Source organism: Mammaliicoccus sp. J-M41 (assembly GCF_022385935.1).
Classification (GTDB): domain Bacteria; phylum Bacillota; class Bacilli; order Staphylococcales; family Staphylococcaceae; genus Mammaliicoccus; species Mammaliicoccus sciuri_A.
This window is the reverse complement of record NZ_JAJNIR010000002.1, coordinates 104,021-125,843: the sequence shown is the minus strand read 5'-3', so window position 1 is coordinate 125,843 and position 21,823 is coordinate 104,021. Positions and strand designations below refer to the sequence as shown.

The following is a 21,823-nucleotide window of genomic DNA, read 5'->3' as shown; positions in this document are numbered from 1 at the left end:
CATTTTTTTATGCATAGGTATGTTCTAATATTTTTTATGAAGAATTAATTATTGGATGTACTATCCTTATCTATTACAAAATTGTTATATATTTTATCATTAAATTCAATATCATGATAATTTTTTAATAAACGTTCTGTTTCATTAATTAATCGTGATAATTCTTCATCAGATAATATATTTAAAGATTTTAGGTCTTCAAGTTCGGTACCTTCATGTACTAAACTTAAAATTTCTTCCGAAACATTATTTTTTTTCAACTTATTCATTATGTAAGGTGTAAATAAAATATGCTCTGCATTTTCGATAGTTATGAGATTTAATCTAATTTGGTTAAATAGTCCATGCATTAGTCAATCTATATTTTAAATCATCTATCATATATCTCAATAACTTATATTTTTTAGGGTATTAAAACTTTATAAGAATTTTTAAAGTTAAACGATAGTATTAATAACGATTTTGTGACGTGCTGACGCCTGAGGGAATTGTATGAGTGAGAGACTACAGGCTCGAACCATACCCTAGGCAAGCATGCACGAACAAAATCGAAGATTTTTATATAATATTCAATATTTTCTGATAATAGTGTATGATGGTACTTATAAATAGGGGGGGATTAATTTGAAAGATATAGTTGGAAAATTTATAAGGTTCAAGAATCCTCATACATATGCTATATTGCTTTTCATTATTGCTATGAGTTGTTTACTGACTTATGTTATACCTTCTGGGGAATTTGACAGGAAGTCTGTTAATGACCGGGAAGAGGTTGTTTCGGGTACATATCATTTAGTAGATAGTGAACCTTCTGGCTTTTTAGAAATATTTAGATCAATACCTGAAGGATTAATCAGTGGTGCTGATATTATCTTTTACATATTTTTAGTTGGTGGTGTATTTGGCATTATTCATAAGACAGGTGCCATTACCAATGGCGTTAATGCCGCGATGAATAAGCTTGGTAAAAACGGTAAGTTAATGATTCCACTAACGATGTTCATTTTTTCATTGCTTGGTTTCTCTATAGGTTTAGCTGAAGAGACGATTATTTTTGTTCCAATCGGTATAGCGATTGCTAGAGCAGTCGGATATGATGCAATGACAGGTGCTGCAATGATTATCATGGGTGCTGCTGCTGGCTTTCTAGGCGGAATGCTCAACCCATTTACAGTTGGTGTTGCTCAACAGATTGCAGAAATTCCACTTTTTTCTGGATGGGAATTTAGAACAATTATTTATATTTGTGTATTAATTGTAGGTATTGCATACGTTATGTTTTACGCTCGAAAAGTTAAAAAGAATCCAAAGAAAAGTTTAGTATACGAGTTAGAGCAACAAGAAAAAGATCAAATCAAACCACAAGAAGAAATTGGTAGATTTACAAAGCGACAAATGTTTTGTTTAATTTTATTAGTCAGTGCAATATGTTTTAACGTATTTGGCATTTTTACATTTGGTTGGTCATTTAATGAAATGAGTGCCAATTTCTTACTAGTCGGATTATTGGCAGGTTTTATTGCTGGTCTAGGTTTTAACGGTACTTTCGATGCATTAATCGAGGGTATGCAGTCTATTTTATTTGGAGCATTAATTGTTGGCTTCGCTAAAGCAATCGTCGTTGTATTAGAAAATGGTAAAATTATCGACACAATTGTTTATTATTTAACAAATACAATTCAAGATTTACCAGCAAGTATTACGGTAGGGATGATGTTTATCATACAAATGGTCCTGAACTTCTTTATCCCATCTGGTTCTGGTCAAGCAATGACAACAATGCCGTTAATGGTGCCAATTTCTGATTTATTGAATATCAATAGACAAATGGCTGTACTTGCCTTCCAATATGGTGATGCAGTAAGTAATAGTATTTTCCCAACATCAGCTTCGTTAATGGGTGGATTAGCTGTAGCAGGTATTTCTTATACAACTTGGGTTAAATTTATTTGGAAGTTATTATTACTTTGGGTAGTTATATGTTTAGTTGGTATTTTTATCGCGTTAGCCCTAGGTTATTAAAATTTTAAAAATTATACAAAACTTGAAAAACACATGCTATTTTTAGATGTTTTTCAAGTTTTTTTAATGGATTTATAAAGCGTTTAAAAGTATTAGAACTATTTACTAACAAAATGCGATTATAAATATTGAGGTGTTATTTGGTATATTAATTAATATCAAAAAGGAGTTAAAAACATGTTCAAAATGTTTATATTCGGTGCAATCATTGCAAGTTATATGTATCAACTTACGGGTGTGAAGAAAGTGAACTTTCATTTGTTAACGAAGCGTTCTGTTTGTGAATCCTGTTTTACATCACTTAAACCGATAGATTTAATACCCATTGTAAGTTATGTAGCATTACGCGGTAAATGTCGTTATTGTAAGAAGGATATTCCAATAAGTTTATTAATTTGTGAAGTCCTTTTAGGCATACTATTTCTTATTCCCATTCTTTCAACAGTTCAACTAAATCCTCTTTTGTATTACTTCTTAATTATCTTTTTAATACCTTTATCTATTTATGATTTTCATCATTTTGTCATTCCGAATCATATGCTCATTATTATATTAGTATGTAGCATTTATTTATTTGAAATAACGCGAGAACAAATTTTTTACGCACTGTTTATCATATTAATTTTGCATACATTATATTTCATATCAAGGGGAGGGCTAGGTTATGGAGATATTAAATTATTTTCGTTACTAAGTTTAATTTTGACGATATCACATTTTATATTATGTTTTATGTTTACTTTTATATTTGCGGGTGTATTGATCACACTTTATGTATGTATCACACGAAATAAAATTCAAAAAGTACCACTCGTTCCTTTTATGACACTTGCAGTTATATTTGTACAATTATTCCAAATTCAACTTAATGATTATTTTTTAGGAGGCTACTATGGTTATTAAAATTAAAGATTTACAACATGAAGATAAACCGAGAGAAAGACTCAAATCATATGGTCCAGATAAATTAACAAATAGAGAACTATTGGCGATCATTATTAATTCAGGAAGCAAACAATACTCCAGTCTAGAATGTGCGAATAAAGTATTAAATTTAGTTGAAAATACTAGAGAGCTAAGACATTTAACGTTATCTGAATTGCTAAGTGTTAATGGCATTGGGGAATCTAGGGCAATTACAATTCTAGCAGTTATTGAATTAGCTAAAAGAATGCATAGCAATACTGTTCTCGACAAAGTAGAAATCAATGAACCACAAGATGTTGCAGATTATTTAATGGAAAAATTAAGATATTTAAAGCAAGAACACTTTGTCGCTTTATTATTAAATACAAAGAATCAAATTATACATGAACAATCGATTTTTATTGGATCGTTAAATATGGCAGTTGTTCATCCGAGAGATTTATTAAGAGAGGCAGTTAAGCATTCTGCCGCTTCAATTGTCATTGCACATAATCATCCAAGTGGTGATCCGTTAAACATAGTATCCTAAACTAGAGTACTCTAAGTACTCGAAGTTTAGGATTTTTTAATTACAGTGCTTTAACTATTAAATATATAAGGGTATTATTAATAGTAGTTAAAGTATTTAAAGGTGGTGGAAAGATGAAGGTTCAGAAAGTAATTGTGGAGGAAAAATCATATCCGTTATACATACTGCTAGATAAAGAATTTGAAGTGATAGAACCGGTTAAGCGATTTATAAAGTACTTGGATAATACGGGCAAAGCTCCAAATACCATTAAAACATATTGTTATCATCTCAAGCTGTTTTATGAATTTATGAGCCAAAGTAGAATCGAATTAGGAGATTTACAATTTGAGGATTTAGCAAACTTTGTAGGATGGTTAAGAAATCCAGCAGGGCATTTAAAGGTAATAGATATACAACCAAAGAAGGCTAAAAGAGAGGAAACATCAGTTAATTCCATACTTAACGCTGTAACTAGTTTCTTAGAGTATTTAAATCGCACAGAAAATTTTAAAGCTATAGATATGTCTAAAGAAGCAAGAGGAAGAAACTTTAAGGGGTTTCTTCACCATATTTCTAAAGGTAGATCCTATAAAAAAAATATTTTAAAGCTTAGGGTCAAAAAGAAACTTGTACAAGTATTAGAACATGGACAAGTCAAAGCAATAATTGAGGCATGTCATACCAAAAGAGATAAGTTACTTATTATGCTTATGTATGAAGGGGGACTTCGGATAGGAGAAGCATTATCCCTTCGTATTGAAGATATTTCAACATGGGATAACCAGATTAACATCAGGCCAAGAGATCATAATGAAAATGGAGCTTATATTAAACTTAAAAAAGAAAGAACTATTGATGTAAGTAAGGAATTAATGGCATTATATACCGATTACTTAGTACATGAATATGGGGAAGATTTAGATCATGATTATATATTTATTAATCTTAAAGATTCTTATTTTGGCCACCCTCTAAAATATCAAAGTGTATTAGACTTAATAAGAAGACTAGGAAAACGGACAGGGATTACTTTCACTGCCCATATATTACGTCATACGCATGCCACAGAGCTTATTAGAAGTGGATGGGATGCTGCATATGTACAAAAAAGATTAGGGCATGCCCATGTACAAACAACACTTGATACGTATGTTCATCTTTCTGATCAAGATATGAAGAATGAATATAAAAAGTATCTTCAAGGGAGAGAAACATGACAATGAAATTTCCAAGTGTAGCAACTAATCGAAAGCTTATCGCTAGTACAGAGATTAATAAAAAAATAGCTAATATGACAAGTGTTTTAAAAGGTTATTGGGCAGCAGATAGATGGGATATAAGAATTTGTCCGCATCCTAGTGCAATTGAGTTAAGTAAGAATCCGTCACTAAGAAATCGTTGGGTAAATTTCGATAAGGTGGAAAATGTCTGGTTGAAAACAGAATTAAAATATTTTTATTACCTTCACTTGAATAATGGAGCTTGGAATGCAAAATCCGTTTGGATTAGAAAGGGAACAGTGATAAGCCGGATGATGGGATTTTTAAATTTAAAATATCCTAATATTACATCGATAACCGAAGTGCCTATAAAAAAAGCTTTGACAGAATACCGGACCTACTTAACAGAACAAAAAGTAAAAACTACGACTACTAATTACAAACTTGATGTAAATCAGCAGAAAGTTACTGTACATGCGAATTCCTATTACGTTACTCATCTTAAGCAGTTTATGGAATTCTATGAGGACTTCTATTTTGATGGGGAAGAATGGGAAAAAGATGTTTGGAATCGAAGAAAATTATCATTACCGGAAGATAAGGTAAACCCAACATCCTACGAATATACGATCAACTTTAAGGGTTTTAAGAATAATTATTTTAAAGAAATAGTTAAGCGATATTGTAAACTAATGTTAAACACAGCTAGCTTTTCTCACGTAGTAGATATAGCTTCAAAATTAAAAGAATTTTTTAATTTCATGAACAAAAATTGTGAAGGTATACAAAGGATTCATCAATTAACTAGAAATGAAATTGAGCAATATTTTAATTATATTAATTTAAAAGGTTTAAAACCCAGTACTGTAACTGGACGAATATCTACTTTAGACGTTTTTTTTACTACAATTCAAAGATATGACTGGAAGGATACACCTTCTAAGATCCTTATCTTTCAAGAAGATTACCCTAAAGTGCCGAAGGCACTACCACGTTATATTGATGAACATATACTTGAACAATTAAATGGGAAATTAGATAAATTGGAACCTTATATTGCTACAATGGTTATGGTACTTCAAGAATGCGGGATGCGTATCAGTGAACTTTGTACATTGAAAAAAGGGAGCGTCATAACCGATAAAGAAGGGGATTGCTTTTTAAAGTATTATCAGTGGAAAATGAAGAAAGAGCATATCATTCCTATTTCTAAAGAAATTGCTGCATTGATATTAGTTCAAGAGCAAAGGGTGGCTGATGAACTCGATGATGGATGTGTATATGTGTTTCCCCGAAAAGATTGCTCACCATTGAAACAAGATACCTTTAGGGTTAAATTAAATGAACTAGCTTATGAAGAAAAGATAACGGACAGCAACGGAGAAATTTTTCGTTTTCATGCTCATGCCTTTCGGCATACAGTTGGCACTAGAATGATAAATAACGGAGTGCCACAACATATTGTCCAGAAGTTCTTGGGTCACGAATCACCGGAAATGACGGCAAGATATGCACATATTTTTGATGAAACCCTAAAGAAGGAATTTACGAAATTTAAGGAAACCTTAGTAACGAATAACGGTAGCATTCTGGATTTAAGTGAGGAAAATACTGAAGCTGACAATACAGATCTTCAATGGTTTAAAAAGAATATCAATGCACAGGCACTTCCTAATGGCTATTGTCGGTTACCAGTAATTGCAGGACCATGTCCTCACGCAAATGCATGTTTAGATTGTACGAATTTCTGTACAAGTAAACAATTTCTTACTGAACATGAAGAGCACTTAGAGCGAACTAAAGAAATACTAAATAGGGCTAAACAAAACCAATGGCAGCGTCAGGTTGAAACCAATGAACGTGTTAAAAATAGATTAGAACAGATTATTCATTCGTTAAAGGAGACGAATTAAAATGATTAGAAAAGGTAACACAACTGCCATAGTTCAGCTAGCTAAAGACAAGTCGGAGAAAACAAGAATTAGGGTTGAAAAGACAATTTCAGAGATGGCATTGAAAGAAGAGAAGATTAATTTTAATTCCGTTGCACAAAAAGCAAATGTTTCAAAGTCATGGCTTTACAAACAAAAAGATATTAGAACTAGAGTGGAGACATTAAGAGGGATGCAGATAAGTGAGTTAACCCCCCGTAAACCTAGTAAAAGCCCTCGTTCAGAGGACGTATTAATAAAAACCTTAAAAAGCCGTATAAAGGCGTTAGAAGAAGAGAATGAACGGTTAAAGGATCAAGTTCAAAAATTACATGGCAAGCTGTTTTAGCAGATTTGTGTTTCTTGGAATTTATTGGGCACTTTGAATTGGCTACCTAAAATGAAATCGCTAAAACCTTCAATAACTTCAATAGCCCATTTCCCTAAATGTGTTAAGGGGAAATGGGCTTTCTTCTAGTATTGTTGGCATGATCGCAGAAGTGTTTTATGCTCTTAAATAATACTTTTTAATATATTGCAAATACTCATTAGCACTTTTCTGTATCTCTTCGCCCTTCATATCCGAATTAGCACCGTAAAGTACAAACTCTGGTACATATTCAGCATGAATCTATGCACATAAAGATTTGAATGGTGTTAACATCTGGGTTAATGTATGCTTGTTTTTACCCATACTTGTAAATTCACCTTTTTTTACGCCAGCTGATATAGCTAATCCTAATTTTCGATTATAAAATATTCTTTTACCCTTTGATCCGTAAGCCCATCCATATATAATCACTTCATCGATCCATTTTTTTAATAATGAAGGAGAACTATACCAATATAATGGAAATTGAAAAATAATATTATCATGATTTTCAACTAATTCCTGCTCTCTTTTTACATTTATAATAAAATCAGGATACTCTCTATAAAGATCATGAATGGTAATTTCGTTTGAATAAGACGCTGCTTTTTCTACCCAAACTTTATTGATTCGAGAATTTGGCATATCTGGGTGAGAAACGATCACCAATGTTTTCATTGTTTCATCCTTAACATACTCAACTTTCGCACCAATAAAACAGTGTACGAAAGTTGAGTTACTTAAAAGTATTCTATTCTAAGAAATTCAAATTTGCGTGATTCCTAAGCTATTTATTTACAGCTTAAACTATAGAAGATGAACTAAACAATAACTAATCTTTACATAACTAAGTTATTACCCACGCTTTTTTAAACCTAATCCAGCTATTAAGGCAATGAGTATTGCCCCTGTAGCTGCAAGGAACGCATCTGAGTAGGACATAGCGTCCAATATATATAATGGATTTATCGGCTCAGTAGCATCACGTCGAGCGGATAATAATGCTCCAATCATACCTGCTCCAGTTCCTGCTCCAAGGTACAAAGCACCTTGGAAAATCCCCATTCCGACACCAACCTTGTCTGCATCGAGTGCACTTACTGCGGCGTTATTTGCGGGAGAATTCGTGAATGCAAAAGCAATCCCTACTCCGAGGACCCCCACGGAAACTAACAGAGGTGAAGCACCAGATGCATAGGTGGACAAGAATAAGGTAGACAGCCCCATCAGAGTCATCCCAGTAATTATCAGACGTTTATCCCCAAATCGATCAGAAAGACGGCCAACGAAGGGAGATAAGATTGCAACAGCCACACCACCTGGCAACAATATCATTCCAGCCTGTCCAGAAGAGAGTCCATTCACCTCAATGACTAGTAATGGGACGAACACAAGAACAGCGAAATAAGCAAACATCGAAAAAAATGCAATTATGACCGTATTGACATAATCCTTGTTATTGAACAGGACAGGTGGTACAAATGGATTTTCTGCGGTAACAATTCTCCAAATAAATCCCACCAAAGCTACAACAGAACCAATTAGGCTAGTTAACGATGAGAACGAAGAAAAACCAGAAGTTTCTCCTTGAGTGATGCCAAAAAGGAGTAATCCTACTGTGAGGCCGAGGAATAAACCACCAATGAAATCAAAGTTCTTATTGCTTCCTACGGATTCTGCCGGTTTAATTGTCGGTAACGCGTAGTAGGCACCAATAACAATCATAATGGCTAACAAAAATGTGAACCAAAACAAGGCATTCCACCCTAAATATTGACCAACTACTCCACCAAATATTGGACCAGCAGCAGTTCCAACACCAATACTTCCTGCGATAATTCCCAAAGCTCCCCCACGTTTTCCTTGTGGGAAAACCTTCGAAATTGCAATGACTGATAGAACTGGAATTGCGGACATCCCAGCACCCTGAACCATTCTTCCCAAAACCAACAATGGGAGGTTCGGGGCAATTGCACATAAAAGACTACCACTTGCCAGAATCATAATGGCAAAGATATATAGCTTTCGTAACTCAAAAAAGTCTGAGATTCGACCATAAATCGGAACTCCAATCGCAAGAACAAGTGCAATACCACTAACTATCCAACTCACTTGAGATTTCGAAGCTTCTAAATCTTTGCTTATTAGTGGAAGTACGGGATTGACTGAATCAGCCGTAATTGCACCTACAAGTACAGATAGGGAGAGTACCATCATTAAAAGCCTAGTAGAACCCCTTTTTTCAGATTGAATCATTTCTTTAGATTTACTATCCTTTTTCATTTTATTTCCTCCTAAAATATATTGTGATTTTAGGAGGCTAAATCCACTGCTTTCACCATAAACCTCACCTCATATCTATTTATATTGTAAAACCAAATCAACGAACTCACCATATTTCTACAGCATGATTAAAGATTCGGTTCTCCAAACTAACTGAACTGATCAAACAAAAAAAAGGCACCAGTTTAACAACCGGTGCCTAATCATTCGTATGCATTTTTACAAATGCAATAGATTCATAAATTTTTGCCCATTATATAAAAGGAGGCAAAAAGTTTTCCGGTAGTGTTTCCATTTTTTGTTTTTGTGAAAAAGGACATACTGATCCCGTTGTACCTAAATCCCCTGAAACTTTTACATGCTTTCTAAACTCGACATTAATGAAATCAATTCCCATTACTTTTTGCCTCCTTTCTCATATTGTGATAATAACACAATAATAATTGATGAAAAAGAAATAATCAACCCTACTTTTTTGAAAACCAATTTAAAGCTTTACTACTTTTACTTACATAATAAAGGCAGGTGCAGTATAAACTTTTTTAAATAGGTCTTCTTTAACGAGCAGGTAGCGTCAGTTAAAGTAGATAATTTAAGATCGAAATCATATTATAGATATTCCGAAATTGGGCGTGATTGTTGCAGGTCAAAAGCTTAATTCCTCGATAAAATAAAAAGGAATTAGTTTTTTTATTTGTGGTACATTCTTCTGACCGTAATCAATTGTCATCTAATAATTACATTGTATTTTTTCATTTGATTTAACACGTTAAATATATGTTCTTAAAGTAAAAACATTGATGTTAATGGATTTTTAGTAATTTACTCTTGATAAAATGCTACGCCATCATTAGAAGATATTAAAACAACAAAGCGAATTTTATATTGTTGTGATTTAATGGGTATCGATTTATTAGATCATATTATCATTGGTGATGGAGAATTTATTAGCATATTTGAAAATGACTATATCATGCGTGAAGACTTAGAAATTAATAATATAACTGAATGATTCAATGTTATAATGTAATTAAAAATGAGTAAGGAGTTTTTATTTTGCAAATCATAACGTTCATATTTGTCGTATTACCGTTACTATTTATCATTTCTTTATTTCAACGTAAGAAAAAGCGACCAATTGTTAGAAAAGACTATGGCATCACGTTGGTGTTAGGCATCATTGGTGTTTTCTTAGCATCCATTATTCTTACTTTAACAAAAGATGGTTCTGCACTTTCAATGAATTTAATACTTGGTTCAATTGTGGCAGGAATTGCTTGGGGTATTCTCGTTTCAATTACATTATTCATTTTAAACAAAATATTAAACAAATAAATAAAATTGTAAATTTTCGGATATTATATTGACAATAATTTTTGAAAAGGCTATCATTAATTTAAATTTATGAGAGAGGAGGTAGTGACTTATGAGAAACATCAGAAGAAGATTTTATAAACAAACAACATCATACATCACTACCCCTACGTTAAATATGAAGCATTAGGGAGTAGTATATTCACTTCCTTTAGAATGTATTTTAAGCACACGCTTTCTTTAAGGATGCGTGTGCTTTTTTGTGTTTAATGTTAGGGGTTAAGGGGGGACAACATGTTTCAAGCAATTAAAAAGTTAATGTGGTTTTTTAAAGATCATTGGAAGAGATATTCGATTGCAATTATTCTATTGCTAATTGCGAACGTTGTAGAAGTATTGCCACCATGGATAGTAGGGCAGACTATAGATAAGATAAGTGACCATTCTTTGACTGAACAAATATATCATCAATTAGTAATTATATTTATAATTGTATTAATTTTAGCTTATATCGTGAATTATATTTGGAGAACTCTAATCTTTTCAGGTTCTCAAATACTTGAATCAATTATGAGACGTAAACTGATGCAAAAATTTTTATCTATGAGTCCAACATTTTTTGAGAAAAATCGAACTGGAGATTTAATGGCGAAGTCTACAAACGATTTGAATCAAATTAGAAATACTGCAGGGATAGGGATTTTAACTTTAATCGATTCTACGACATTTATGGGAACGATTATATTAACGATGGGTATTACAGTGTCATGGAAACTTACTTTATGTGCACTGATTCCATTACCTTTACTAGCCATATTAGAAATTGAATTAGGTAAAAGAATCCATAAACGATATTTAATATCACAAAAATCATTTGGTGATATGAATGATAGTGTACTTGAATCTATTGAAGGTGTACGTGTCACAAGAGCGTATGTTCAAGAAGATAAACTCAACAAAGATTTTAAAAATATGACTGAAAGTGTCGTAGAAAAATTTATGAATGTTGAAAAGATGGATGCATTTTTTCAACCAATAACGATTATTATAACGGCTATGAGTCAAGTTATCGGAATAGGTTATGGAGCCTTTCTCGTTAACAGTGGAGAAATGACAATCGGTGGTCTGATTTCATTTACCGTATATTTAAATATGCTCGTATGGCCAATGTTTTCAGTTGGTATTTTGATAAATATTATGCAAAGAGGAAATGCGTCTATAGATCGTGTTGAAGAAACTTTAAATGAAGCGGAAACAGTAATTGATTTAGAAAATAAAGGCATACCTTCACATGATATAGGTATGAATTCCGTTGTATTTAAATATCCATCGAGCGAATCCATTAACTTAAACAACATCAATATCATACTAGGTAAAGGTGAAACTTTAGGTATTGTTGGTGCAACTGGTTCTGGTAAAACAACGTTAATCAAACAAATTTTGAAAGAATATCCTACTGGAGATGGAGAAATCGTACTTGGAGATACTAATATTAATCAAATTTCAAAAAGTGATTTAAGAAGTTTAATTGGTTATGTATCACAAGAAAATATATTATTCTCTAGATCTATTAGAGATAACATTAGATTTGGTAAATCGGATGCTACTGATAATGAAATCGAAGAAGCGATCAAATTAGCATATTTTGAAAAAGATATCGAACGTTTACCTCAAGGATTAGAAACATTAGTAGGAGAAAAAGGTATAGCTATTTCTGGAGGTCAAAAGCAAAGAATAGCGATTGCTAGAGCATTGATTATGGATCCTAAAATATTAATTTTAGATGATGCACTATCGGCTGTTGATGCAAAAACTGAAAAGAAAATTATACAAAACATACAAAAGTATAGACAAGGTAAAACAACCATTATTGCGACACATCGATTATCTGGTGTTAAACATGCAAATCAAATTGTTGTCATGGACCATGGTGAAATCACAGAGTCAGGAACGCATGACCAATTACTCCAATTGAATGGTTGGTATAAATCTCAATTTGAAAGACAACGGTTGAAGGAGGTGTATAGCAAGTGAGTATTATAAATCAACTCTTTCCATTTGTTAGCAAATATAAGAAAAGATTCATCATTGGAATTGTTATTTTAATTGGAGCAGTGGGGTTTGAATTATTAGGTCCATTGGTCGCGATGTATATTATTGATCATTATGTTAAAACATCTGCTTCACAAATTATACAATTACGACCAGTGCTACTATTATTGAGTTTGTTCTTTGTAGTGTCACTTATTCATGCAATATTAAGTTATTTTCAAACACTCGTTCTTCAACGTGCTGGCTCAGATGTTATTAAAGAGTTAAGAATTAAGCTCTTTGAACACGTTCAAAAGTTGCCGATAAAATACTTTGATAATTTACCAGCTGGAAAAGTAGTAGCTAGAATAACGAATGATACACAAATGATACTCGAACTATTCACTGTTATATTACCAAACTTTATTTCGGCTTTTATCACGATGATAGGTGTCATTATTGCGATATTCTTTATTAATATTAAAATTGGATTTGTCGCACTTATAACAATACCTTTCGTTATACTTTGGTTATTGTGGTACAAAAAAGTAACAGGTAAATACAACTATGTCATTCGAGAAAAAAACAGTGATATGAATGCACTTATCAATGAATCTATAAATGGTATGAATATCATTCAAGCATTTAAACAAGAAAAACAAATTATGAATGATTTCGATGAAATGAATCAAGCGTATTTAAACAATTATAAGAAAATTATACAATTTGATTCACTGACAGAACATAATTTGTTAAGTACGATTAGAAGTATTGTGTTTTTAATGTTGATTGTCGTATTTGGAACACAATTTCTAAATTCTTCAGTCGCAATTTCAGTCGGTACGTTATATATACTTGTAAATTATATAACAAGATTGTTTGATCCATTGTTTGGTGTATTAAATGTATTGGGGCAATTAGAACAAGCAAGAGTTTCTTGCGTAAGAGTATTTGAAATGATGAATGTATCTGAAGAAAAGATGCCAGAACTTAAAATTCAGCTGCCTGAAAAAATAGAAGGTCATGTTCATTTTAAGGATGTATCGTTTGCTTATAATGAAGGTGAATATGTATTGGAAAATATCAATTTAGAAGTCGAAAAAGGACAGACAATTGCGTTAGTTGGACATACAGGATCAGGGAAAAGTTCTATCATGAATTTACTATTCAGATTCTATGATCCTACTGATGGAACAATTGAAATTGATGATGTACCGACCATTAAGACTGATAAAAGAGATATGCGTAAACATATGGGCATTGTATTACAAGACCCATACTTATATACAGGGACTATTTTATCCAACATTACATTAGATGATCCTAAAGTAACACGAGAGAAAGGTGTTGAAAGTTTAAATGCAGTAGGTGGAGATAGAGTGTTAGAACACTTTAAAAAAGGTATTGATGAACCAGTTATTGAAAGAGGTCGTACATTAAGTTCTGGACAACGACAAATTATATCATTTGCGAGAGCACTTGCATTTGATCCGGAAATTTTGATTTTAGATGAAGCGACATCAAGTATTGATTCTGAAACGGAAGAAATTATACAAAAAGCAATGACTGTGTTGTCTAAAGGGCGAACATCATTTATTATTGCACACCGACTTTCAACAATTAAGAATGCTGATCAAATTATTGTTCTTGATAAAGGTCGCATCATTGAAAAAGGCAATCATGATGAGTTAATCAAGTTAGAAGGACAATATTACAAAATGTATCAAATGCAGTCTTTATCAGATTAATCATGCTAAACAAAAACAATGGCCTGGGATACATTATCCCAGGCCATTGTTTTATATTTTTTAAACTCATCATTGCGGTCACATAAAGTAAAGTACGCCTTGATATATGAAGTAAATAACTAAAGCGATGATTGCTAATTTTATTACTACTCTTAATAATCCAACGAAAAATCTAAAAAAGATAATTAAAAACAAGATAGCTAAAAATATATATATTAATTCCAAATTTATCACCTCTTGAATTCATTATAAAGAATAAACTCATTAAATACATCAGACTACAGAATGATTAAAGGTTTAGGTCTAAAGCCCGATGATGTTATTTGAGCAATTTTCGTATAATATAAATGAATGAGAGGTGTCTATAATTTTGAGATGGTTATTTAGATTAATTAGAAATTTATTAGCGTTATTAGCAATTGTCATTATCATTGTTATTGTATATAGAAACGTACCAGCATTGAGTGATTTAAACCCATTTGATAATAGTAATGAACAAACAACTGAAGAAATGGCTCCACAACATGCAAATGCAACTTATAAAATTGAAGATAATCCATTGTTACAAAATGTGCCATTAGGTCAAACTAAACAAGCATTTAATTGGATCAATAAAAGTGAATTCATGGATGTTTCAGGACTAGAACGTATGGGATATGACGACAACTATGTTGCTGGGCAAAGAGGAACAGAGTATATCTTGTATAAATTTGGTGAACCAAAGATGTATGTTTATCAAACAGAGCAAGATTTAATGAATGATTTAAGTGCTATGCACTCAAATATAGAATTATTACCTAAAACTGCATATTAAATTTTTATTTCGGCAGTCTCTTACTTTATTTAAAGTGCTGTGTAGGCTAAAATAGTAATATCATTATTAATGAGTCATTTGAAGATTAAGAGGTGTTTGGATTGTCGAATTTTTTTAAAAATAATAAAATAATGATTTTTCTAATTTCTATGGTTTTATTAATTGTAATTGTTGGTTATTCAGTGAGAGCACAATCTGCATCGCTTAGTGAACAATATGCGAGTGATACATCATCGTTTGGTGGAAGAATCGTATCTTATCCAGTTACTTTTGTTTCTGATTTCTTCTCTGGAATTTTCACTTCAGACGAAGACGTTGATAAACTAAAAGAAGAAGTAAAAAGTACAGATCAAATTAAAGCTGATAAAGCAAGATTAGAAAAAGAAAACAAAGCCTTAAAAAAAGAATTGGATATGAAGGATATTTCGCAATTCAATCCAATATCAGCTACTGTAATCGGTAGAAGTCCGGATCAATGGATGAATACAATCATTATTGATAAAGGGAAAAAGAGCGGCATGAAAGAAAATATGGCTGTCATTACGAGTGAAGGTCTAGTAGGTAGAATTAAAAAAGCAAACCAATTTTCTTCACAAGTTGAGTTAATATCTACAAGTGTTAAAACAAGTAAGCTTTCAGTAGATATACAGCAAGATGATGATAATATCTTTGGTATGATTAATCGATATGATGAAGATAAAGATTTACTAGTTATTAGTGATATCGATAATAAATACAGTATCAAAAAAGGCTCTAAAGTTGTAACGAATGGTTTAGGTGACCAACTTCCTAAAGGTATATTAGTAGGTAAAGTTGAGAAAGTAGAAAATGATGAATATGGATTATCTAAAGTCGCATATATTAAGACATCTACAAATATTAAAGATTTAAACCATGTATACGTTGCTAAACGTGATCCAGAAACGATACCTTCATCTGATGAAAGTGGTGAGGAATAATGAGATTTTACGTTATTCCTTTAATTGGTGTCTTATTATTTTACTTAGATTCATTATTAACACGTTTATCACCTTTAACTTTATTTAATGAGACATTTATAATCGTACCTCGATTAACATTTTTGTACTTACTCATAATTGCTGTATACAAAAATCCTAAAGTTGCTATTATTTTAGCAATCGTTACAGGTATTTTTACAGATATATATTATGGCGGTATTTACGGTGTCTATACATTTGGATATGCAATTTTTGTCATTATGATGGATAAATTATTTAAAGTATTTTATAGAGATATTTTGATGATGGTTATACTCTTAATATCTTCAGTTGTATTACTAGAAATATGGGTAATGGTTTTTTATGGATTTTTAGGCATTGCTTCTATCAATATAGGCAGTATTATTCTATTCAGATTAATTCCAACTGTCGTATTTAATTTGATATGTTTAATTATCATTTTCCCATTTGTATTAAAATTATTAGAAAGAAATACTAATTAATGAAAGATTATTGACATCAATAGCTGTAGGTGGTAATCTATTGAAGTTGAGTAGTTTTTAGCTACATACAACCGCTCGATCATAGGTCTTAAAGTACGTATGTCACCTATGAATGGCGTGACTTAAAAAATTAGGAGGTGCAAGTATGTTTGCTATAATTGAAACTGGCGGAAAGCAAGTTAAAGTAGAAGAAGGTCAAACAATTTGGGTTGAGAAATTAGACGTAAATGAAGGTGATTCATTCACATTTGACCAAGTATTATTTGTAGGTGGAGATTCAGTTAAAGTTGGATCACCTGTTGTTGAAGGTGCTTCAGTTACTGCAAAAGTTGAAAAACAAGGACGCGGTAAAAAAATCACTGTATTCAAATACAAAGCTAAGAAAAACTACAAACGTAAACAAGGTCATCGTCAACCTTACACTAAATTAACAATCGAAAAAATCAACGCATAATTTATGATTAATGTAGATGTTAGTTTGAATCAAGAAGGGCAAGTTACAGATATTGAAATGTCTGGACATGCTGATTCAGGTGAATACGGTAAAGACTTAGTCTGTGCCGGTGCTTCAGCAGTTGTCTTTGGTACAACAAATGCTATCATTGGATTAACTGATGAGTCGCCTGATATAGATTACAGTGACGACGGTGGATATTTTCATATACGTAGTGTAAACTTAGAAAATGAACAAGCGCAAATATTATTACAAGGCCTTATCGTTTCTTTGAAAACAATCGAAGAAGAATATGGGCAATATATTAAACTAAATTACAAGTGAGGTGTAACTCATGTTAAAATTAAACTTACAATTTTTCGCATCGAAAAAAGGGGTAGGTTCTACAAAGAACGGTCGTGACTCTGAATCAAAACGTTTAGGTGCTAAACGTGCTGACGGTCAATTCGTTACTGGTGGTTCTATTCTTTATCGTCAACGTGGAACTAAAGTTTTCGCTGGTGAAAACGTAGGTCGCGGTGGAGACGATACATTATTCGCTAAAATCGACGGCGTTGTTAAATTCGAACGTTTTGGTCGTGACAAAAAGAAAGTATCTGTATACGCAGCTGCTGAATAATCTTTATATTTAGATGAGGCTGGGACATGTATAATTGTCCCAGCCTCAATCATTATGTTGGCAGTTATTTATATAAGCATGAATATTGTGATTTATATATAAAGAAGGTATTCAGAAATGCAGTTTCTTTTTTTATTCATAATATTAAAATGTTATAATGAGTGTTATGAATAACGATAATAAAGGTGATGGAATGAATAATTTAGATGTGTATTTAAAGTCTAGACATGATTTTGTGAATCAGTTCCAATTGTTATATACATATAAACAGTTAGGAAAACATGAAGAGGTTGATTTATTAATTGATGAATTATACAAAAATCTCAAGCAAGAACAGTTGTTTTTAAATGCACCGTGTAGAAAATTTGTTCATAATGTATTTGAATACAAACTATCTTTGTCAGGCTCTAAATGGACATTTGAAATTGACAACTCAAATATCGATTATTATCAAAAAAACTTAGAAAGAACAGATAATACTTTAACAAATATATTTAATGATTTGAAGTATGTTGTGATTAACGATATGGATGAAAAAAATATTCACATTAGTCTTACAGTAGAAGAAGAATTTGTCACAATGCTTGTTTGGTTAAGTGCGACTAATCAGGATCTTAATCAAATTGAACAATCATTTTCTAAATATAACGTTGAAGTTTTATCAGAAAGTCAAAATCATATAGAATTAGAATTTTTTATTAACATAAAAGAAATAGAGGTGTAAACATGTTTATAGATCAGGTCAAAATATCGTTAAAAGCCGGTGATGGCGGTAACGGTTTAGTAGCTTTTCGTCGTGAAAAGTATGTTCCATTTGGTGGACCAGCAGGTGGCGACGGTGGTAAAGGTGCGTCAGTCGTATTTGAGGTAGATGAAGGTTTACGTACTTTATTAGACTTTAGATTCCAACGAAAATTTAAAGCTGATAAAGGTGAAAATGGACAAAGTAGTAATATGCACGGTCGTGGAGCAGACGACTTAGTATTAAAAGTACCACCTGGTACAATTATTAAAAATGCTGAAAATGAAGAGATTTTAGCTGACCTTGTTGAACATGGTCAACGCGCTACAGTTGCTAAAGGTGGCCGTGGTGGAAGAGGTAACTCAAGATTTGCTTCAGCAAGTAATCCGGCACCAGATTTCTGTGAAAATGGTGAACCTGGTGAAGAACTTGAAGTCATGTTAGAACTTAAACTTATGGCAGATGTAGGTTTAGTTGGTTATCCAAGCGTTGGTAAATCAACATTATTATCTATCGTTTCCAAAGCAAAACCAAAAATCGGTGCTTATCACTTTACGACAATTAAACCTAATTTAGGTGTTGTCCAAACAAATGATGGTAGAGGATTTGTAATGGCGGATTTACCAGGATTAATAGAAGGAGCTTCTGAAGGTGTTGGTTTAGGCCATCAATTCTTAAGACATATTGAACGTACAAGAGTAATTGTTCATATAATTGATATGAGTGGTATGGAAGGCAGAGACCCATATGAAGATTATGTTACAATTAATCAAGAATTAAAATCATATAATGAAAATCTTTCTAGAAGACCACAAATTGTTGTTGCGAATAAAATGGATTTACCAGATTCAGAAACACAATTAGAAATGTTTAAAGAACAACTTCAAGAAGATGTTAATATTATTCCTATTAGTACAGTTACACGTCATAATGTAGATAAACTACTATATCAAATTGCTGATTTATTAGATGAAACTGAAGGAATGGACTTCGATTCAGTCGAGGAAGAAACTGGCGTACATCGTGTTGTCTATAAACACGAGAAATCACGAGATCATTTTGTTATTACAAGAGATGACGATGGTGCCTATGTTGTATCAGGTAATTCGATTGAAAGATTATTCAAAATGACGGACTTTAATCGTGATGCAGCAGTTAGAAGATTTGCAAGACAAATGCGTTCAATGGGTATTGATGATGCCTTAAGAGAACGCGGTGCTTCAAATGGTGATATTGTAAGAATTTTAGGTGGAGAATTTGAATTTGTCGAATAGGGCGTGTTCCAATTGAAAAAATCAAATGAATCAACAAAAAGGTTTTATTTAATCAGAGAAGATGTTTTGCCAGAGTCAGTGCAAAAGACAATCAAAGTTAAAAATGCATTATTAAAAAATAATAATTTAACGATTTATGATGCAGTTAAAGAATTTAATTTATCTAGAAGTGCTTTTTATAAATATAAAGATACAATATTTCCAATTGATAGATTAGAAGAACAGACCAAAAATTTAACGTTAATTTTATATGTACAAGATGAAGTGGGGATGCTCGCAACTGTCTTGAATAAAATTGCTGAAGTTAAAGGTTCTGTACTTACCATACATCAAAGTCTACCAATAAAGGATAGAGCAACGATTACAATTTCTCTTAATGCTGCAAATATTGAGTTATCATTAGAAGAGTTAATGGATGCAATTAAAGAAAGTCCATATGTTGATGAAGTAGAAATTATTGGAATGAGTATGTAAAGGAAGTTGTCTAAATGTATGCATATATAAAAGGAATCGTTACACAATTATATCCTTCTCATATTGTAGTTGAGGCAAATGGTATAGGTTATGAAATTCAAACACCTAACTCATATCGTTTTCAATCTCAATTAGATAAAGAAACGCAAGTATATACACAATTAATTGTGCGTGAAGATGCCCAATTATTATATGGATTTGTGAATCTTGAAGAAAAGGATATGTTTTTAAGCTTAATTAAAGTGACAGGTATTGGACCGAAGTCAGCTTTAGCAATTTTAGCGACAAGCACGCCTAATGAAGTAGCAATTGCTATAGAAAATGAAAATGAATCATATTTAACAAAGTTTCCAGGTATCGGTAAAAAAACAGCAAGACAAATTATTCTTGATTTAAAAGGGAAATTAATCATCACAGAAGAATCTGAGTTATTCCCAGAAAGTAAAGATGCCGGTCAAGATGTATTAGAAGAAGCATTGTTAGCTTTAGAAGCATTAGGTTACTCTAAACGAGAAATTACAAAAGTTAAGAAGAACCTAGAAAAAGAATCATTTGATTCAGTAGATGCTTGTGTTAAAAGAGGTTTAGCATTACTTATTCAGTAAATGAGGTGATTTTTTGGATGAGCGATTAATGGATGAACATGGGCACGAAGATGATATCCAAAGTGAACTTTCATTAAGACCAGATACTTTAAATCAATATATTGGTCAAAACAATATAAAATCAAACTTAGATATATTTATTAAAGCTGCTAAGTTAAGAGAAGAACCTTTAGATCATTGTTTACTTTACGGTCCACCTGGTCTAGGTAAGACAACTTTAGCGCATATTATATCTAATGAGATGAATGTTAATTTACGAACTGCAAGCGGACCTTCTATTGAAAGACCCGGTGATTTAGCAGCCATACTTTCTGCGCTACAACCTGGAGATGTACTTTTCATAGATGAGATACACCGATTAAGCAGAGTTGTTGAAGAAGTGTTATACCCTGCTATGGAAGATTTCTTTTTAGATATCGTTGTTGGGAAAGGTGAAGAAGCTAGAAGTATTAGAATCGATTTGCCACCATTTACGCTAGTAGGTGCTACAACGCGTGTAGGGAGTCTTTCAGCACCTTTGAGAGATCGTTTCGGTGTGCATCTTAGATTAGAATATTATGATGATAATAGTTTACAAGAAATTATAAAGCGTACTGCTGAAGTATTTGAAGTAGACATTGATCAAAATAGCACGGTTGAATTATCTAAACGAAGTAGAGGGACACCTCGTATAGCAAATCGTTTGTTACGTAGAGTGCGTGATTTTGCTCAAGTAGAAGGTGACGAAGCTATTTCTATGGATATTACAAAGCATGCTTTAGACTTGTTGCAAGTAGATGAAGAAGGACTTGACCATATAGATTATAAAATTATGCACTGTATCCTGAATAATTATAAAGGTGGTCCAGTTGGATTAGATGCAATAGCAGCTACGATAGGTGAAGAACGTATAACACTTGAAGACGTTTATGAACCTTATCTTATCCAAAAAGGATTTATAGAAAGAACGCCAAGAGGTCGTCGTGCAACTGCATTAAGTTACGATCACTTCGACATTAAAAAGGATTAGGAAAGAGGCAAAG

General features: G+C 32.3%; 24 protein-coding genes, 1 pseudogene and 1 other annotated feature. Of the genes and pseudogenes, 21 read left to right on the top strand and 4 right to left on the bottom strand.

Annotated features, from left to right (window positions below; translation table 11 throughout):
- Nucleotides 1-44: 44 nt before the first annotated feature.
- Nucleotides 45-350 carry a DUF3969 family protein gene (locus LQ686_RS01680; protein ID WP_025904279.1) on the bottom strand — a complete coding sequence of 102 codons (306 nt, stop codon included), beginning with the start codon at nucleotides 348-350 and terminating at the stop codon, nucleotides 45-47.
- A 274-nt stretch (nucleotides 351-624) separates the two neighbouring features.
- On the opposite strand from LQ686_RS01680, the gene LQ686_RS01675 reads away from it, so the two are divergent.
- The 6 genes from LQ686_RS01675 to LQ686_RS01650 all read left to right on the top strand — a co-directional run bounded on the left by LQ686_RS01675 (nucleotide 625) and on the right by LQ686_RS01650 (nucleotide 6,960).
- On the top strand, nucleotides 625-2,022 hold the full coding sequence (locus LQ686_RS01675) for a YfcC family protein (RefSeq protein WP_239733116.1): 1,398 nt from the start codon (nucleotides 625-627) through the stop codon (nucleotides 2,020-2,022).
- A gap of 177 nt (nucleotides 2,023-2,199) precedes the next feature.
- Nucleotides 2,200-2,925: a prepilin peptidase gene (locus LQ686_RS01670; protein WP_103360775.1), complete on the top strand. Its 726-nt coding sequence runs from the start codon at nucleotides 2,200-2,202 to the stop codon at nucleotides 2,923-2,925.
- Nucleotides 2,915-3,478, top strand: coding sequence for a RadC family protein (gene radC / locus LQ686_RS01665; protein ID WP_025904276.1), 564 nt, complete (start codon nucleotides 2,915-2,917; stop codon nucleotides 3,476-3,478). Before LQ686_RS01670 ends, radC begins: the two co-directional genes overlap by 11 nt.
- A 113-nt stretch (nucleotides 3,479-3,591) precedes the next feature.
- On the top strand, nucleotides 3,592-4,677 hold the full coding sequence (locus LQ686_RS01660; RefSeq protein ID WP_000867971.1) for a tyrosine-type recombinase/integrase: 1,086 nt from the start codon (nucleotides 3,592-3,594) through the stop codon (nucleotides 4,675-4,677).
- A gap of 2 nt (nucleotides 4,678-4,679) precedes the next feature.
- The gene (locus tag LQ686_RS01655; protein ID WP_029658482.1) at nucleotides 4,680-6,593 is read left to right on the top strand and encodes a tyrosine-type recombinase/integrase; all 1,914 of its coding nucleotides are present in this window, start codon (nucleotides 4,680-4,682) and stop codon (nucleotides 6,591-6,593) included.
- Between the two features lies 1 nt (nucleotide 6,594).
- On the top strand, nucleotides 6,595-6,960 hold the full coding sequence (locus LQ686_RS01650) for a DUF6262 family protein (protein WP_000619629.1): 366 nt from the start codon (nucleotides 6,595-6,597) through the stop codon (nucleotides 6,958-6,960).
- A 282-nt stretch (nucleotides 6,961-7,242) separates the two neighbouring features.
- On the opposite strand, the gene LQ686_RS01645 is transcribed toward LQ686_RS01650, so the two are convergent.
- The 3 genes from LQ686_RS01645 to LQ686_RS01635 all read right to left on the bottom strand — a co-directional run bounded on the left by LQ686_RS01645 (nucleotide 7,243) and on the right by LQ686_RS01635 (nucleotide 9,661).
- Complete coding sequence (locus tag LQ686_RS01645; protein WP_000855243.1) at nucleotides 7,243-7,659, bottom strand: NAD(P)H-dependent oxidoreductase; 417 nt, start codon at nucleotides 7,657-7,659, stop codon at nucleotides 7,243-7,245.
- A gap of 177 nt (nucleotides 7,660-7,836) precedes the next feature.
- Nucleotides 7,837-9,264 (bottom strand): chloramphenicol/florfenicol efflux MFS transporter FexA, encoded by a 1,428-nt coding sequence (gene fexA, locus LQ686_RS01640; RefSeq protein ID WP_107522486.1) that lies wholly within the window; start codon nucleotides 9,262-9,264, stop codon nucleotides 7,837-7,839.
- A 253-nt stretch (nucleotides 9,265-9,517) separates the two neighbouring features.
- Nucleotides 9,518-9,661 carry a hypothetical protein gene (locus LQ686_RS01635; RefSeq protein WP_002360221.1) on the bottom strand — a complete coding sequence of 48 codons (144 nt, stop codon included), beginning with the start codon at nucleotides 9,659-9,661 and terminating at the stop codon, nucleotides 9,518-9,520.
- Nucleotides 9,662-10,111: 450 nt separating this feature from the next.
- On the opposite strand from LQ686_RS01635, the pseudogene LQ686_RS01630 reads away from it, so the two are divergent.
- The 15 genes and pseudogenes from LQ686_RS01630 to ruvB form a co-directional block, all read left to right on the top strand.
- Nucleotides 10,112-10,276 (top strand): annotated as a pseudogene (locus LQ686_RS01630) (JAB domain-containing protein); the annotation flags it as partial.
- 44 nt (nucleotides 10,277-10,320) lie between these two features.
- Complete coding sequence (locus LQ686_RS01625; protein ID WP_103360773.1) at nucleotides 10,321-10,599, top strand: hypothetical protein; 279 nt, start codon at nucleotides 10,321-10,323, stop codon at nucleotides 10,597-10,599.
- 273 nt (nucleotides 10,600-10,872) lie between these two features.
- Nucleotides 10,873-12,612 (top strand): ABC transporter ATP-binding protein, encoded by a 1,740-nt coding sequence (locus LQ686_RS01620; RefSeq protein WP_025904273.1) that lies wholly within the window; start codon nucleotides 10,873-10,875, stop codon nucleotides 12,610-12,612.
- The gene (locus LQ686_RS01615) at nucleotides 12,609-14,357 is read left to right on the top strand and encodes an ABC transporter ATP-binding protein (protein WP_103360771.1); all 1,749 of its coding nucleotides are present in this window, start codon (nucleotides 12,609-12,611) and stop codon (nucleotides 14,355-14,357) included. The genes LQ686_RS01620 and LQ686_RS01615 overlap by 4 nt, the downstream gene beginning before the upstream one ends.
- Before the next feature lie 370 nt (nucleotides 14,358-14,727).
- Nucleotides 14,728-15,171: a DUF4930 family protein gene (locus LQ686_RS01610; RefSeq protein WP_025904271.1), complete on the top strand. Its 444-nt coding sequence runs from the start codon at nucleotides 14,728-14,730 to the stop codon at nucleotides 15,169-15,171.
- A gap of 101 nt (nucleotides 15,172-15,272) precedes the next feature.
- Nucleotides 15,273-16,130 carry a rod shape-determining protein MreC gene (gene mreC, locus LQ686_RS01605; protein WP_025904270.1) on the top strand — a complete coding sequence of 286 codons (858 nt, stop codon included), beginning with the start codon at nucleotides 15,273-15,275 and terminating at the stop codon, nucleotides 16,128-16,130.
- Complete coding sequence (mreD, locus tag LQ686_RS01600; RefSeq protein ID WP_025904269.1) at nucleotides 16,130-16,633, top strand: rod shape-determining protein MreD; 504 nt, start codon at nucleotides 16,130-16,132, stop codon at nucleotides 16,631-16,633. Before mreC ends, mreD begins: the two co-directional genes overlap by 1 nt.
- Before the next feature lie 59 nt (nucleotides 16,634-16,692).
- Nucleotides 16,693-16,766 (top strand) — a sequence feature (ribosomal protein L21 leader region).
- Nucleotides 16,767-16,778: 12 nt separating this feature from the next.
- Nucleotides 16,779-17,087, top strand: coding sequence for a 50S ribosomal protein L21 (rplU, locus tag LQ686_RS01595; protein ID WP_016911517.1), 309 nt, complete (start codon nucleotides 16,779-16,781; stop codon nucleotides 17,085-17,087).
- A 3-nt stretch (nucleotides 17,088-17,090) separates the two neighbouring features.
- Entirely contained in the window at nucleotides 17,091-17,411 is a 321-nt protein-coding gene (locus LQ686_RS01590; protein WP_037588433.1) for a ribosomal-processing cysteine protease Prp, read from the top strand.
- A gap of 10 nt (nucleotides 17,412-17,421) precedes the next feature.
- Nucleotides 17,422-17,706 (top strand): 50S ribosomal protein L27, encoded by a 285-nt coding sequence (gene rpmA / locus LQ686_RS01585; protein ID WP_025904267.1) that lies wholly within the window; start codon nucleotides 17,422-17,424, stop codon nucleotides 17,704-17,706.
- 193 nt (nucleotides 17,707-17,899) lie between these two features.
- Nucleotides 17,900-18,430, top strand: a complete 531-nt coding sequence (locus tag LQ686_RS01580; RefSeq protein WP_025904266.1) for a Spo0B domain-containing protein — start codon at nucleotides 17,900-17,902, stop codon at nucleotides 18,428-18,430.
- Between the two features lie 2 nt (nucleotides 18,431-18,432).
- The gene (gene obgE / locus LQ686_RS01575; protein WP_025904265.1) at nucleotides 18,433-19,722 is read left to right on the top strand and encodes a GTPase ObgE; all 1,290 of its coding nucleotides are present in this window, start codon (nucleotides 18,433-18,435) and stop codon (nucleotides 19,720-19,722) included.
- A 12-nt stretch (nucleotides 19,723-19,734) separates the two neighbouring features.
- Nucleotides 19,735-20,196 carry an ACT domain-containing protein gene (locus LQ686_RS01570; RefSeq protein ID WP_025904264.1) on the top strand — a complete coding sequence of 154 codons (462 nt, stop codon included), beginning with the start codon at nucleotides 19,735-19,737 and terminating at the stop codon, nucleotides 20,194-20,196.
- Between the two features lie 14 nt (nucleotides 20,197-20,210).
- Nucleotides 20,211-20,801: a Holliday junction branch migration protein RuvA gene (ruvA, locus tag LQ686_RS01565; protein ID WP_025904263.1), complete on the top strand. Its 591-nt coding sequence runs from the start codon at nucleotides 20,211-20,213 to the stop codon at nucleotides 20,799-20,801.
- A gap of 28 nt (nucleotides 20,802-20,829) precedes the next feature.
- Entirely contained in the window at nucleotides 20,830-21,810 is a 981-nt protein-coding gene (ruvB, locus tag LQ686_RS01560) for a Holliday junction branch migration DNA helicase RuvB (protein ID WP_373364821.1), read from the top strand.
- Nucleotides 21,811-21,823 lie beyond the last annotated feature (13 nt).

What these genes read in the sequence shown, in the direction of transcription:
- mreD (WP_025904269.1), top strand. Translation starts at nt 16,130, where the DNA reads ATGAGATTTTACGTTATTCCTTTAATTGGTGTCTTATTATTTTACTTA.
- LQ686_RS01635 (WP_002360221.1), bottom strand. Translation starts at nt 9,661, where the DNA reads ATGGGAATTGATTTCATTAATGTCGAGTTTAGAAAGCATGTAAAAGTT.
- LQ686_RS01655 (WP_029658482.1), top strand. Translation starts at nt 4,680, where the DNA reads ATGAAATTTCCAAGTGTAGCAACTAATCGAAAGCTTATCGCTAGTACA.
- LQ686_RS01580 (WP_025904266.1), top strand. Translation starts at nt 17,900, where the DNA reads ATGAATAATTTAGATGTGTATTTAAAGTCTAGACATGATTTTGTGAAT.
- LQ686_RS01670 (WP_103360775.1), top strand. Translation starts at nt 2,200, where the DNA reads ATGTTCAAAATGTTTATATTCGGTGCAATCATTGCAAGTTATATGTAT.
- LQ686_RS01645 (WP_000855243.1), bottom strand. Translation starts at nt 7,659, where the DNA reads ATGAAAACATTGGTGATCGTTTCTCACCCAGATATGCCAAATTCTCGA.
- radC (WP_025904276.1), top strand. Translation starts at nt 2,915, where the DNA reads ATGGTTATTAAAATTAAAGATTTACAACATGAAGATAAACCGAGAGAA.
- LQ686_RS01650 (WP_000619629.1), top strand. Translation starts at nt 6,595, where the DNA reads ATGATTAGAAAAGGTAACACAACTGCCATAGTTCAGCTAGCTAAAGAC.
- fexA (WP_107522486.1), bottom strand. Translation starts at nt 9,264, where the DNA reads ATGAAAAAGGATAGTAAATCTAAAGAAATGATTCAATCTGAAAAAAGG.
- rplU (WP_016911517.1), top strand. Translation starts at nt 16,779, where the DNA reads ATGTTTGCTATAATTGAAACTGGCGGAAAGCAAGTTAAAGTAGAAGAA.
- ruvB (WP_373364821.1), top strand. Translation starts at nt 20,830, where the DNA reads ATGGATGAACATGGGCACGAAGATGATATCCAAAGTGAACTTTCATTA.
- LQ686_RS01620 (WP_025904273.1), top strand. Translation starts at nt 10,873, where the DNA reads ATGTTTCAAGCAATTAAAAAGTTAATGTGGTTTTTTAAAGATCATTGG.
- rpmA (WP_025904267.1), top strand. Translation starts at nt 17,422, where the DNA reads ATGTTAAAATTAAACTTACAATTTTTCGCATCGAAAAAAGGGGTAGGT.
- obgE (WP_025904265.1), top strand. Translation starts at nt 18,433, where the DNA reads ATGTTTATAGATCAGGTCAAAATATCGTTAAAAGCCGGTGATGGCGGT.
- LQ686_RS01680 (WP_025904279.1), bottom strand. Translation starts at nt 350, where the DNA reads ATGCATGGACTATTTAACCAAATTAGATTAAATCTCATAACTATCGAA.
- LQ686_RS01590 (WP_037588433.1), top strand. Translation starts at nt 17,091, where the DNA reads ATGATTAATGTAGATGTTAGTTTGAATCAAGAAGGGCAAGTTACAGAT.
- LQ686_RS01660 (WP_000867971.1), top strand. Translation starts at nt 3,592, where the DNA reads ATGAAGGTTCAGAAAGTAATTGTGGAGGAAAAATCATATCCGTTATAC.
- ruvA (WP_025904263.1), top strand. Translation starts at nt 20,211, where the DNA reads ATGTATGCATATATAAAAGGAATCGTTACACAATTATATCCTTCTCAT.